Source organism: Novosphingobium sp. 11B (assembly GCF_054589055.1).
In genome coordinates, this window is record NZ_BAAILP010000044.1 from 1 (window position 1) to 13,020 (window position 13,020).

At 59.6% G+C, this 13,020-nt stretch carries 10 protein-coding genes; 3 read left to right on the forward strand and 7 right to left on the reverse strand.

The annotated features are described in order from the left end of the window. Positions 1–330 precede the first annotated feature (330 nt). Genes ACYPYD_RS03560 through ACYPYD_RS03570 form a run of 3 tightly spaced genes read right to left on the reverse strand, consistent with a single transcriptional unit; the run spans position 331 to position 3,410 of the window. Complete coding sequence (locus ACYPYD_RS03560) at positions 331–1,752, reverse strand: aldehyde dehydrogenase family protein (protein ID WP_459662079.1); 1,422 nt, start codon at positions 1,750–1,752, stop codon at positions 331–333. Positions 1,753–1,767: 15 nt separating this feature from the next. Further along, complete coding sequence (locus tag ACYPYD_RS03565) at positions 1,768–2,838, reverse strand: amidohydrolase family protein (RefSeq protein ID WP_459662081.1); 1,071 nt, start codon at positions 2,836–2,838, stop codon at positions 1,768–1,770. Between the two features lie 17 nt (positions 2,839–2,855). Beyond that, on the reverse strand, positions 2,856–3,410 hold the full coding sequence (locus ACYPYD_RS03570; protein ID WP_459662082.1) for a carboxymuconolactone decarboxylase family protein: 555 nt from the start codon (positions 3,408–3,410) through the stop codon (positions 2,856–2,858). A gap of 290 nt (positions 3,411–3,700) precedes the next feature. Here ACYPYD_RS03570 and ACYPYD_RS03575 point away from each other — a divergent pair, with 290 nt between their 5' ends. From ACYPYD_RS03575 to ACYPYD_RS03585, 3 genes are all read left to right on the forward strand, one after another. Next, positions 3,701–4,969, forward strand: coding sequence for a CaiB/BaiF CoA transferase family protein (locus ACYPYD_RS03575; protein WP_459662083.1), 1,269 nt, complete (start codon positions 3,701–3,703; stop codon positions 4,967–4,969). Between the two features lie 3 nt (positions 4,970–4,972). Then, positions 4,973–6,367, forward strand: coding sequence for an MmgE/PrpD family protein (locus ACYPYD_RS03580; protein WP_459662084.1), 1,395 nt, complete (start codon positions 4,973–4,975; stop codon positions 6,365–6,367). Positions 6,368–6,535: 168 nt separating this feature from the next. Continuing rightward, positions 6,536–7,132, forward strand: coding sequence for an isochorismatase family protein (locus ACYPYD_RS03585; protein WP_459662085.1), 597 nt, complete (start codon positions 6,536–6,538; stop codon positions 7,130–7,132). Between the two features lie 349 nt (positions 7,133–7,481). On the opposite strand, the gene ACYPYD_RS03590 is transcribed toward ACYPYD_RS03585, so the two are convergent. From ACYPYD_RS03590 to ACYPYD_RS03605, 4 genes are all read right to left on the reverse strand, one after another. After that, complete coding sequence (locus ACYPYD_RS03590; protein WP_459662086.1) at positions 7,482–8,789, reverse strand: MFS transporter; 1,308 nt, start codon at positions 8,787–8,789, stop codon at positions 7,482–7,484. Positions 8,790–8,872: 83 nt separating this feature from the next. Beyond that, a complete protein-coding gene (locus ACYPYD_RS03595; protein ID WP_459662087.1) occupies positions 8,873–10,006 on the reverse strand; it encodes a carbohydrate porin in 1,134 nt (377 codons plus the stop codon). A gap of 751 nt (positions 10,007–10,757) precedes the next feature. After that, on the reverse strand, positions 10,758–11,522 hold the full coding sequence (locus ACYPYD_RS03600; protein WP_459662088.1) for an SDR family NAD(P)-dependent oxidoreductase: 765 nt from the start codon (positions 11,520–11,522) through the stop codon (positions 10,758–10,760). Between the two features lie 15 nt (positions 11,523–11,537). Next, positions 11,538–13,019 (reverse strand): NAD-dependent succinate-semialdehyde dehydrogenase, encoded by a 1,482-nt coding sequence (locus ACYPYD_RS03605; protein WP_459662089.1) that lies wholly within the window; start codon positions 13,017–13,019, stop codon positions 11,538–11,540. Position 13,020 lies beyond the last annotated feature (1 nt).

The following is a 13,020-nucleotide window of genomic DNA, read 5'->3' on the forward strand; positions in this document are numbered from 1 at the left end:
AAATGGGAAAATATCGATGATATGGGCGGATGCGTCTTGCCCCTCGATCAAGCACTCGACCACGTTGCTGAAAACAGCATCTTCTGGACCTGGACCTGACCAAAAACGTACAAAGTCGAGCTTAGCTGAATTTCCCTCATTTGAAACAGCACAAGAACGTGCTCTTGTCATCGCGGTGCGCCCTATTACGCCGTGGTTTGAAATTCGCAACGAGGCTTCGTACCTCTGTATTCCCGATGATGTAGGGTATCCTGTGACTTCGCAGGAGTTTTCGGCGCTTAATCGGGGTTAGGCGGCAGGACATTTCATCCTGCCGCTGCGCATCCGTTGTCAGATGAAGCCAATGATCGACTTAATCTCGAGATACTCTTCCATACCGAAAATGCCCATTTCGCGGCCGTTTCCGGATTTCTTGTAGCCGCCCATCGGCGAGTCAGAATTGCTGGGCGCTGCATTGTAGAAGACGCGTCCCGCGCGAAGCTGGCGAGCGACGCTCAGCGCACGCTCCCTGTCTGCGCCGAACAGATGAGCGCCCAGGCCGTAAGGGGAGTCGTTGGCGATTGCGATCGCCTCGTCAACCGTGCGGTACGTCAGAATGGCTGTAACCATGCCGAAAATTTCCTCGCGGGCGATCGTCATGTCAGGAGTCACGTCGGAGAAGATCGTCGGGCGAACGAAGAAGCCGTGCTCAAGCCCCTCAGGCCGGCCCAAGCCGCCGGTTACGAGACGTCCGCCTTCCTTTATGCCGGTCTCGATGTACGCCTGGATACGGTCGAACTGCGCCCTGTTGACTACAGGACCCTGCTTGGTCGCAGGATCGGTCGGCAGGCCGACACGGATGTGAGCATCGACAGCATCGCGCAGCAGGTCCTCGAGTTCGCCAAGGCGATGTTCCTCAACGAGAATGCGCGTGGGTGAGTGGCAGGACTGACCACTGTTGGAAAAGCCGCGGGTGACGTTGTACTCTGCCGCAGCTTTGAGGTCGGCATCCGGCAGGATGAGGTTCACGGATTTGCCGCCCAGTTCCTGAGCGACACGCTTGATGGACGGGGCAGCGGCCTCGGCGATCAGGGCTCCAGCGCGGGTTGAGCCTGTGAAGGACACGATGTCGATGTCGTCATGCCCGCTGATGGCCGCGCCGACTGTCGGTCCATCGCCATTCACAAGATTGAACGCGCCTCTTGGCACACCCGCCTCATGCAAGATTTCGGTGAAGACCAGGGCGCTGACAGGCGTGAATTCACTCGGCTTCACAACGACAGTGCAACCTGCGGCGAACGCAGAAGCCAGCTTGTTGCACAGCAACTGAATCGGCCAGTTCCAGGGGGTGATCAGCCCCGCGACGCCGATTGCCTCGCGCTGCACGATACTGACGCCGATCCGGGTCTCGAATTCGTAATTCTCAAGGGTCGTCACTGCCTGACGCAATGCGGCAAGACCGGCACCCGTCTGGCCTTTGAGACTGCATGGAGCGCCCATCTCCTGCGTCAGCGCGGCCATGACGTCATCCTGGCGCGCTTCGAATTGCTCGATGATCGCGCGCAGGAGGTTGGCGCGATCAGCCACCGACATTGCGCTGAAGGCCGGAAAAGCCGCTCGTGCCGCGGCTACGGCGCGATCAACGTCGGCGACACTGCCCAGTGCCACGGTGGCAAAGACAGCTTCGGTCGCAGGATCGATGAGTTCAAACGGGCGTTGCTCGATAGGATCCACCCACGCGCCGTCGATGTAGAATTTACCATAGTGCTTCATAAACTTATCCTATTTTCATGCGGTCGCGGGCCGTCCGATCAGCGGGCGGGGCAGCCGGTATGTGCGAACAGCGTTGTCGTGATAGAGCGCCGTCTTTTCCGCGGCGGGTCGATGCGCGGTGATGCGTTTGAATGCGTTCCACAGGGCCACATAACTGCAGCTCTGCTTGTCCATCGGAAAATTGCTTTCGAACATGCAGCGTTCGACCCCGAAAGTGTCGATGCATGTCTCGACGTATGGACGCCATGCATCGGCCAGCTCTTCGGAGGACGGCGGGGTTTCGCGCAGATGGAAATCCCAACCGAGGTAAAGCATCCCTAGACCGCCGATCTTGACGGAAAGGTTGGGAAAGGCCGCAAGCATTTCGATGTTGCGTTTCCATTCCTCGAAAACCGCCGAACGATCGAGGTGAGGTGCAGTGCCGAGTAATCCGCCGCAGTGATCCAGTATCACAGTGGTTTCGGGGAAATGCTCGAGCAGGATCGCGAGGTCTGGCAACTGATGGTAGAAAAGCCACGCGTCGAAAGACAGACCAAGAGGGGCGAGGTGGGCGAAGCCGCGATGGAATTGCGGGTCCGCGAGCAGCCCCCGCGGTCCGAAGCTGCGGCCATGGGCCGCCGCGCCATCGTCCCAGGTGGCGCCGTGACGGATGGCACGAAGCCGACCATTCCCAGCGCGGACGAGGGCTTCGAGGACGGGCAGGGCGTCGTCGCCGCGCAAGAGATCTGCATAAGCGATCATCGCCTCGGCAACCCGAATGGTGCCGTATCGCCCGCTCGCGCCTGTTGCTGCCTGTCCGTTGACGAACTCGGCTTCGCCTACGGGCTTCATTTCGGTGGGGCCATCAGCCCGGTACATCGCCCGATACTGCGCATAGATCGTCGAGACGACATTGTGCCCGCTCATGGTATCGGCCACGAACTGCTCGATCAGATAGAGGCCGCGGTCATCGTCCCACAAGTGATGGTGGGGATCGACGATCGGCAGGTCGGGCTCCAATGCCGCTTCCACGTTTGAGGAAGTCCACATCTGCAATTCGAGTGTGTCACGGTAGTGAGTTCCGTGGAAAGGTACGGGGTCAACCAAGATTCCGGCTCCGTGCGTCAGTGCTTGTCGCGAAAACTGGGATAGAGATTGATGTAGCCGTGCTCGATGCGCTGATGCGCCCGGGCGGCGGCCTTCTCCCTCGTCATAGGGGTGAAGCCATGGGCCTGCGCGATGCAGCGCATGAACATCGCTCGTCCCGTTATGGCGACCGCGTCATCGAAAGCCTGTTGCTCGAAGCCGGCGGCAAAGACAGCATCGACATCCTCTTGCCCGATGTCACCGGGCTCGAGCGTGAGTTTACGCACAAAGGCCAGCAACGGTGTCAGGCCTTCGTCGATCGCGGTACTCGCAGGGTCCGCAATAAGGCTGGCGATGGATCCTTGGGGAATCCCGAAGGCATAGGCAACCTCGGAATGAGCCACGTAGGTGAACTCGCAGCCTGCCAGGCCTGAGGCGTAGGCGAAGATCAGTTCGCGCTCGCCGCGAGACAGCGGCGAGGGGCCGTTCATCATGGCCTGGCTCATCTCCGACCAGGGGCGATACACATCGGGATAGGCAGCATAGACGGCCGGTGGTCCGGCGTCCGGCTTCATGGTCTTGATAAACGGCATCAGGTTCCTTCCGCGTTGGTTTCCATCTTCTAGCAAAGTCTATGCCATCACCTGTTCGCGCCATACACGGGTCACCATTCACGGCCATGTCGCATCATTGGGCGGCGAAGAGTGTCCGTGCCGGGCACACTTTTGTCGTTGGCGCGCGCATCTGGTGGTAGCGTGGGCCCGGGAAAACCAGCGCGATGCGCCCTTTTCTACGGATGGCACACAAGTTGCGAGAGGGTGATGGAACCAATAAAGGCGGGGCGGTAAGGATGGCCGGGCTCGTTTTCGCAGCCGGAGATAGCATGGCGAATATCAATAGCATCGAAGCGGATTTTCCGATCCATCAGGCGCGACCGGCAGATGCGCCGCTCGCCCTGGAAGGGCTGCGCGTCGTCGATTTCACGCATTACATCGCCGGCCCCTTCGCGACCGTGATCCTTGCCGACATGGGCGCCGATGTCATCAAGATCGAGGCGCCGGGAAAGGGTGATGATTTCCGGCACTATCCGCCGGTTCAGCCTCCTGTCGAGGGAGGAGCGCCCTACATCTGGGCGAACCGGAACAAGCGCAGCGTCGCTCTCGATCTGAAATCGCCCGAAGGGCTGGCTCTGGCGCGCGCGCTCATCGCAAAAGCCGATGTGGTGATCGAGAATTTCTCGACAGGAGTGATCGAGCGCCTGGGCCTGGGTTACGATACCTTGCGCGAAGAGAACCCGTCCCTCATTTTCTGTTCGGTATCGGCCTACGGCCGTACGGGTCCCTTTGCTGATCGTGGCGGGTTCGACCCGATCGCACAGGCCGAGAGCGGCTTTATCATGATGAACGGCTATCCCGATCGTGACGGTGTCCGTGCGCTCTCGCCCGTGATGGATATCAGTACCGCGATGATGGCCTCCAATGCGATACTCGGTGCTCTGGTCGCCCGTGCACGTACCGGCGAGGGGCAGGCGATCGAGGTGGCACTGTTCGACACCGCGGTAATGATGACGGGCTATGCGGGCCTGCAGCAGATCTATACCGGCAGGGATGCCGTGCGCGGTGGAAACACCAGCCCGGATACCTGTCCGTCTGGAGTTTTTCACGCCCAGGACGCACCGTTTCTGATCAATTGCGGCAACACTGGCATCTTTCAGCGATTGATGCGCCAGGTTGTCGAGCTTCCCGATGTTGCGGACGATCCGGCCTTTGCCACCAACAAGGACCGGGTCGCAAGGCGCACGGAGTTGTTCGAGCTACTAGGTGAGGTGTTCGCAAAGCAGCCCTGGACCCATTGGCAACAGCGCTTGCGGGCTGCAAACGTGCCTGCGGGCGAGTTGCGAACGGTAGGCGCCGCAATCCGATCGGAGGAAGCTCATGCCCGCTCGATCATGACGCGAATACCCCACCCCACCATGGGTTGGCTGCCGAACCTGGCATTGCCGATCCGCTACGCGCAAACGCCCCTTGCCGACCCGGTGCCGGCTCCGCGGATCGGTGAGCAGACACGGGAAGTCCTGACTGACTGGCTCGGGCTTGACGACACCGCCATCCAGGAGAAGGCGGCTGCGGGCGCGCTGGGCAAAGGAAACTGATCGATGACCGAGAGCACCAACCCTGCCGTCCCCATCGCGCGTCAGCTCGCTCAGTGGGGCCTGTCGCTACGTCTCGAAGATGTGCCCGGCGACGTCCTTGAGAAAGTGAAACTTCATCTGCTCGACCAGATCGGCGCGCAGGCGAGCTGTCATGCCTTGCCCACTCCGCGGATCACGCAGCGCTACGTTACCCAGTTCGGACGGCCGGGCATCGCATCGGTGCTGGGGACGAACTTGTCCCTTGATCCCGAAGATGCCGGCTTTGCGAACGCGGTGGCCGGCAGCAGCTTTGAAATCGACGACTATGGAGGTAACGGCGCCTACGCTCATCCCGGTTGCGTCGTGGTTCCCGGGGCGCTCGCGGTTGCGGAATCGCTGCAGGCAAGCGGCGCAGAATTCCTGCGTTCGGTCACGGCCGGTTTCGAGGTGATCATGCGGCTTGCGGTCGCAACCATGCCTTCGATGCTGCAGGAGCGAGGCGTTCATCAGACTGGAGCCCATGGCGTGTTCGGCGTCGCCATCGCCAGTTCGCTGCTGCATGGCGATGACGCTGAAACTGCGACCAATGCACTTTCGATCGCCGGAAGCCATGCCTCGGGAACTACCGAATATTCCCAGACTGGCGGTGAAGTGAAGCGTATCCACGCCGGTATCGGTGTTGCAGGAGGTTTGCGCGGTGCTCGGTTGGCGCGGCTCGGCATCAGCGCCCCGCCGACGATTCTGGAAGGGCGGCGCGGGGTTCTTCAGGCGCTTTGCAACGGTTATGACATCACTCCGCTTTACGAGGAACTCGGCACACGCTGGCATTTCCACGAGAAGGCAGCGTTAAAGGCTTTCGCTTCGTGTGCACTGGTCCATCATCATTTCGCGGCGCTTGACAAGATTCGGGCGCGCCATGCGGTGGCAATCGACGAGATCGAGGAAGTGGTTCTCGGGTGCGATCCGCTTACCCTCATTCACAACGGCGCGGCAGGCCCCCATCCAACCACGCTCGTCGGGGCGCAATTCAGCGCTGAATACGGCATTGCCATGCGCATCGTGCGCGGCAACAACAGTGTCGGTACTTATCTCGATCTGCAGGCTGAAGGTTTCCAGGATCCGGCGATCAAGGCAATTGCCGAGAAGGTCGTGATGGCTGCCGACGCTGAATGCGCGGCAGGCCTTCCGATGGGACGAGTGACTATCCGCCTGCGTAGCGGCGAAACTCTTTCCGATACCGGCTATGCACTGGGATCACCACTCAACCCTCTGGGGCGTGGAGATGTAGAGGATAAGTACCGCGAACTGGTCGAACGGGATTTCGGAGCCGAGGCGACAAAGCGCTCGCTCGATCTGATCATGAACATCGAGAACGTCGCGGACCTTCGCACGCTTACCGATATTTTCCGGCGGGACTGAAGCTGCGGGCGCGGACTTCCTGTGCCCGCCCGCCTGCACCCTGATCGCAACAGCCTAAGGAAAAAGGAAATAGCCAATCATGACCAATCGAGTGAAGCGGCAGCGCTTCTGCAATATCCTGGAATGTCGATCCATCCTCCAACTTCGCTATCTGCTTGCGGAGGTGTCATGACAGACGAGACACTGGACGGATTTCGTCTCGATCGCGATGATGTCGTCATCGTTTTCGCTCATCTTCAACCGGCGATCGTACGCAACAGCGGAACCATATCGCCCAAAATGATCGAGGCAGGCGCACTCGCCTTGGCCGAGGCTGCTGCTGTCCTCGATATTCCGATGCTGTTCAGCCTCGTTCCGAGGGAAGGGGGGGACTCGTCTCCACTTCCTGCACTGGCGCCTTACGTCCATGATGAAAACAGCTTTGTTCATCGGGTCGCCAGTCCGTTCATGGACGAGGACTTCGTTGCTGCGCTTTCGAAGACCGGCCGGCGTACGTTGGTGCTTGCGGGCTATTCCACCGAAGCAATCATCGTCTTCGCTTCGCTGGATGCGATCGCGGCTGGTTACAAGGTCGTCGTGGCGCTGGATGCGGGCGGCGCGCGCGGCACGCGAATTGAAGAGGCGGCTCTGCGCCGGATCGAGCGTGCCGGTGCAGTATCGTCGTCCGTCATCGGGGTTGTCATGGGCTGTGCGCCGGAATTTGGTAAATCGCCGGACAGTGAGGCATTTGCAGCAGTCCAGAAATTGCTTGGAATGCGAGAGTAGTTATTGATATCGCGTTTCTTAAATCCGATTAATTTTTTATATAGAAGTATAATCTAAATAATACTGAAACCTAAATTTATAGAATTTGACGTTTTTCGTTGTAAGATGTCAGTTTAATTTGTATTGTGCAATCGCCTTCCAGGCAATCCTCTCCCAACTCTGGCCGGCCTTTGTGCCGGCCTCTTTTTGTTGGCTGGATCTGGGTAATCCGAACAAGATTACAGCGCTGCTGCAACTGACCCCCGGCAGCATGTCTATATTGACATAATGAACATGCCGTGTGCCTCATGGGCGTCAGTCCCGGGAGAACGGATTTCCTCCCGAGAACGCCCATCGGTTGCGACGGCACTCAGGGTTTCGTGGCTCCGCCGGTTTCCTGTCCTGCCGTTCGCAGGGAGATGCCTTTCGTTTCAGGTATCCAGCGCAGGAGTAGAAGCGCTCCGCCGCATACGGCGGTCGTGTAGATCCCGGGAGCAATTTTGGTGTCGAACACGCCGACAAGCCAAGTTGCTATGAACGGTGTGGTGCCGCCAAATACAGCGACCGCGAGCTGGTAGGAAATGGCGTGACCGGTCGCGCGGAACGTTGTGGGGAACAACTCGGGCATGATCGTGAATGCCGCACCAGCATATAGTCCGATGCCGATCGCAAGCAGCGTCTGGCCGAGTAAAGCGCTGTAGATCTCCCCTGTGGCAGCGAGCGCCACGGCAGGATAGGCAGCGAGCGTTATCCACACTGCTCCCATGAGAATGACCCGTCTACGGCCTATTCGATCGCTCAACGCTCCGGAGATCGGCATGAAGATCGCCGAAATGGTAATCGCGGTCGCATTGGTCAGAAGGGCGGACCTGGGCTCCATTCCGACCTGACGGACCAGGAAGGTGTACATGAACGCGAGCAGCAAGTAGGAACTCACCGCCAGGATGGATTCAAGCAGGAGAACCTGGAGCATGGCCTTGAGGTTTCGCGGATTGGTGACTGCCGACATGAAGGTTTCCGCCGCCTTCTTCTCGGCTCTTGCCTGCCTGAATTCCTCGGGGTCGTGCAAGCTCTGGCGAAGCCAGATTCCAACGATCCCGATAAGTCCACCAACGAGAAACGGGATGCGCCAGGCCCAGGACATGTATCCGTTCGACCCAACAAGGCTTTGAATCACCAGCAGAAAGGTGGCAGCAAAGGCATTCGGCAGGAAACCGAAAAACCAGATCCATCCAATCCAGCGGCCCCGCTGTTCCTCAGGGGCTGATTCGATCACAAAACTGGTACTGCCCGATGTCTCTCCACCCATGGCAAGGCCCTGGGCAAGGCGGCACAGGACAAGCAGAACAGGAGCGGCCAGACCGATCGAGGCATAAGTGGGCAACAGACCGATAATCATGGTTCCCGCCGCCATCATCCATATCGTCAGGCTCAGTACCTTGATGCGCCCGATCCTGTCGGCGAGCGCCCCGAAAAGTACGCCTCCCACCGGCCGTGCGAACAGGGCCACCGCATAGACCGCAAACATGCCCAGAACGGCAGTTTCGGGCGCCGCTGCGGGGAAAAAGTAGACTGAGAGGACGGGGACGGAAAAACCGAAAATCGCGAAATCATAGATTTCTCCGAAGTTTCCGATCGAGGCTGCCGCCAGTGTCCTGCGCGAACGTTGCTCTTTCATATTGCTGGGCCTCTCGTGGGAGCGGAATGACGAATGATGGGCGATGCTGGTGCTCGACGGCTCTTCTGTGGCTTCATTGCGCTTCAGATGATCAGAAACACCGCGAGCGACATCACGGCAGCGTCCTTGAAATCACCGACAAATGAGGGATTGTGGACGTACGTAAGCCCTGGGGTGGCGTAGACACCGTGGGTCAGTCGCGCGGAATAGGACAGAGATGCATTCACCTGCGACCGATTGGCATGCATCCCGGCAAGACGCTGCGCTTCGCGGGCATCGTCGCTGAATTGGGTCCAGATGAATCGTAGCGACAATGTGTCCTTTGGCCTGCTTGCCGCCATTCCGATGGAGTAGACCCGGGCCTCGATTGATTTTGTGGAACTGTTGACGCTCTGAGGTATCCAAAAGGCAGATGCACCGACATAAACACCGCGACCAGGCGCCAGCTGGTCCGGCTGGGTTATTTGCCGATCGGCCGCTGCATAGATGCTGGCATTCGCGGAGGTTCCCCTGCCATCGAAGCGTCGATACCTAGAATCATTGAAGAAACCGCCTGCTCGCAACCAGATCTGCTTCGAGTTGAATGTCGCTGGGCGACGGACGCCGATTTCGCCGATGTACAGAGGGCCTGCGTCCTTTAGCGTGAAGTTGAAGAAGCGTCCGCGTCGGTTGAGCACTTCATCGGGAAGCCCGCGCACGCTGGTGCTGCGTTGGACACCGACGCGTATATACTTGCCGTTGCTTCCATATCCGGTGACATTGATCAAAGGGACATTGGCCGGATCAGCACCGAGCCCTGCCTGCACGGGAAGGAGGCCTGGAATTCCCGCCGAGAGGATCGGGCTGCCTCCGGCAAACATTCCGACATACTCGTAGTAGTTTGGTGTTATTCCGGCCTTTACGGTGAGCTTTCCGTGTAGGAAGGTTTGGTAGATACCGAAGTTACGGACGTAGTTCGAGCTGGGACCATTAGGGTAGAAGCTAGTGAACGTATTGTTCATTCCAAAAAACAGCATGGTGTCGGGAAGCCCAACAGCATCCATGCGATAAGTGATCTCGAAGTTCTGGGATGAAGTGTTCAGGGTGGGGCGCTGCCCGTTGTAACGCTGCGGAGATCTTGGCTGTCCGGTGTTCAGCGGATTGTATGTCATGTTGACATTTCCGATTGCCCGGAAGCTCATATTGCGGTCTGCCAGCCAGCTCCGGTAGCCGCCCACGTCCTGTGTTATCGTGTCCGCGCTGCCCGGGAACGTGGAGGTATTGCCGGGCTCGAGCAATGTGTCGAAGTAATCGTATCGAGGCTCGGGTGATGGGGGAGCTGTGTTACGTACCGGCAGAGATGTCGGGGGCTTCAGGCTCGGAGCGGAGGATAGCCGTTCCCGAACATCGTCCTGCCTCTCGCCAATCCCGGAACTTTCGGCCCGACCGCTGCTGGCGAGAGCACGACCCGGTTCTGCGACCATCGCAAGAGCCGTCAGAAGAAGGCCGGTTCTTGCTATCGTTCCATTTCCCATCAGATTTCCTGCGCGCTGTTGATCCGCATACTCCCTCGGGCTCACATGGACTCGCGTGTGTCAGGCGGAGGTTCATGCGAACACTTGCCGACAAATCAGCAAGTTACATGCCAGAAGGTGAAGCGCCCGACAGGTGCGCTGAGCAGAGCGTCGGGTTTCAGATGGGCTGCGCTGAGAATGAATGTTGGCTTTCAAGCCGACAGTGCGTGTATGTGAAACGAACACCTGAACGCATTGTAGCGATCACGCACGAACACCTCGCCCCGCGATCGGGAAGGTATTGTCATACAGGTATGGGGTTCAGGATGGGCACTGCTCTCTGCACCGCCGAGCTTCTGGACGAGTGCACTGCGTATCAGTTGGGAATTCACCGCGCCTCGCTCATCGGACGGGCGCGTGCACAGGCCTGCGGACGAGGATCAACTGACCTTCTCGCACGCAGGCCAGAACTACCTCAACCTGCCATGTAACCGCCATCGACCACGAACGAGCCGCCTGTCGCGTAGGAGGCACGGTCGGAAAGCAGCCAACAGACCATCTCGGCCATTTCCGCGGCACTGCCAAGACGGCCGAAGGGTATCTTGGAGAGGATCTGGGGCCCGCGACGCGACATTGCATCCTCGATCATGCCTGTATCGACGTAACCGGGGCAGAGGACATTGACCCGGACTTTGGGCGCATACTCGATCGCTGCCGTCTTTGTCATCCCAATCACTGCATGCTTGCTTGCCGCATAGCCAGATTGGGTGATGAATCCCGTCAACCCGGCGAGGGAGGCTGTGTTGACGATCGAGCCCTTTCCCGCGGCCGCCATGATCTCGAGCTCGGCGCGCATGCAATTCCAGACGCCTTTCGCATTCGTATCGACGATGCGGTCCCAGGCTTCTTCAGTCCAGTCAGCCGTGAACTTGCCGCCCATGCCGACCTGGCCACCGGTCACCCCGGCATTGTTGAAGGCGCCATCCAGGATACCGAGCTTTTCCGTGGCTTGGGTGACCATGGTATCGACCTCGCTTTTGACCGCGACGTCAGCGAGCAGGGTGAAGCCTTCTCCTCCCGCTTCCTGCACCATTGCCAACGTTTCGATCAGGGCATCCTCACTGCGGCCGGAAAGGGCCACTCGCGCCCCCTCTCGTGCGCACAAGATTGCAGTCGCCCTGCCAACACCGCTTCCTGCACCGGTGATGAGGATGTTCTTTCCCTGGAGCATGTCCGACATCGTCGAATTTCCTTCTCAGATCCGAGCCGAAGAGCGCATGACGGTCTTGGAAACCGAGTATGCATCCAGGCCGAATTCGCCACCTTCGCGTCCGACGCCGCTCTCCTTTACACCGCCGAACTCGGTTTCGGGACCGGTGAAAGTGAAGCCGTTGACGGATACCATGCCGGTTTGCAGTTCGCTGCAGACGGTGTCGAGATTCTGCAGGTTGTTGGAGAAGACGAACCCGGCCAGCCCCACCTCGGAGTCATTCGCGATAGCAACCGCTTCATCTATTGAGTCGACCGGCAGGCACAGGGCGAGAGGGCCGAAGGGCTCGATCGTCATCGCGTTCGCGTCCCGGGGGACATCGGCCAGAACCGTCGGAGCGTAGAAATACCCTCGATTGCCGAGTCGTTTGCCGCCGGTCGCAACCCGTGCGCCGCGCGCAACGGCATCGGCGACAAGTTCCTCCATTTCGCTGACCCGACGGCCATTGACGACCGGCCCCATGTCTACGCCAGGCTCGAAACCGTCTCCGATCGTCAGGGCCTCCGCGCCCCGGGCGAAGCCATCGACGAACTCGTCATAGATGCGCCTGTGGACGAGGTAGCGTGTCGGCGCAGCGCAGATCTGGCCGGCCATACGGAATTTGGGAAGCACCGCTGCCTTCGCCAAGGCAACCGGATCGACGTCTTCGTCGACGATCACTGGAGCATGGCCGCCAAGCTCCATGAGCGAGGGCTTGATGCCTTCTGCAGCAAGGCGGGCCAGAGCCTTTCCGACCCCGACCGACCCGGTGAGGGTCACCATGCGAATAACGGGCGACAGGATGAGGTGTCTGGAGATTTCCGACGAGGAGCCATGGACGACGCTGATCACGCCGGGCGGCACGCCGCCATCGAGGAAGCACTGGACGAAGAGGCAGGTCGCCGCCGGGGTTTCGCCCGCCGGCTTGATGATGACGGAGCAACCGGCGGCAAGTGATCCTGATATCTTGCGCGAAGGCGCGCTGATCGGAACGTTCCAGGGCGTGAAAGCTGCTACCGGGCCGACCGGTTCGCGTACCACCTGCTGGTGGAAGCCGGCGGGTGAGGGGATCACCCGGCCGTAGCGACGCAGGATCTGTTCGGCATCCCAGTCAAGGAAGGTTGATGCGCGAAACACCTCTGCGCGCGCATCGCCGATCGGCTTGCCCTGCTCGAGCGTGATCGCGGTAGCAATCTCTTCGGTCCGCGAACGGACGATGTTGGCGACGTTGTGCAGAATTTCAGAGCGCTTCGCCGGCGGCACTTTGCGCCAGGTCTCGAAGCCCTTTTCGGCCGCGGCTAGCGCACGATCGAGATCTTGCGGCGTGGCGCGGGGAAGGGCGCCAAGCACTGCCTCCGTGCTGGGATTGACGATTTCCTGCGCCGCCGGGCGATCGTAAATCCAGTCACCTTCGATCAGCAAGCCAACCTTGGGATAGTTCTTCTGGGCGATTTCTGCAGCTTCGCCAGCTTGTTTGGTGTCGCTCATG

Bases quoted from the DNA above. Each gene is read 5' to 3' on its own strand.
- ACYPYD_RS03560 (WP_459662079.1), bottom strand. From the start codon at position 1,752: ATGAAGCACTATGGTAAATTCTACATCGACGGCGCGTGGGTGGATCCT.
- ACYPYD_RS03580 (WP_459662084.1), top strand. From the start codon at position 4,973: ATGACCGAGAGCACCAACCCTGCCGTCCCCATCGCGCGTCAGCTCGCT.
- ACYPYD_RS03605 (WP_459662089.1), bottom strand. From the start codon at position 13,019: ATGAGCGACACCAAACAAGCTGGCGAAGCTGCAGAAATCGCCCAGAAG.
- ACYPYD_RS03590 (WP_459662086.1), bottom strand. From the start codon at position 8,789: ATGAAAGAGCAACGTTCGCGCAGGACACTGGCGGCAGCCTCGATCGGA.
- ACYPYD_RS03585 (WP_459662085.1), top strand. From the start codon at position 6,536: ATGACAGACGAGACACTGGACGGATTTCGTCTCGATCGCGATGATGTC.
- ACYPYD_RS03570 (WP_459662082.1), bottom strand. From the start codon at position 3,410: ATGCCGTTTATCAAGACCATGAAGCCGGACGCCGGACCACCGGCCGTC.
- ACYPYD_RS03575 (WP_459662083.1), top strand. From the start codon at position 3,701: ATGGCGAATATCAATAGCATCGAAGCGGATTTTCCGATCCATCAGGCG.
- ACYPYD_RS03600 (WP_459662088.1), bottom strand. From the start codon at position 11,522: ATGTCGGACATGCTCCAGGGAAAGAACATCCTCATCACCGGTGCAGGA.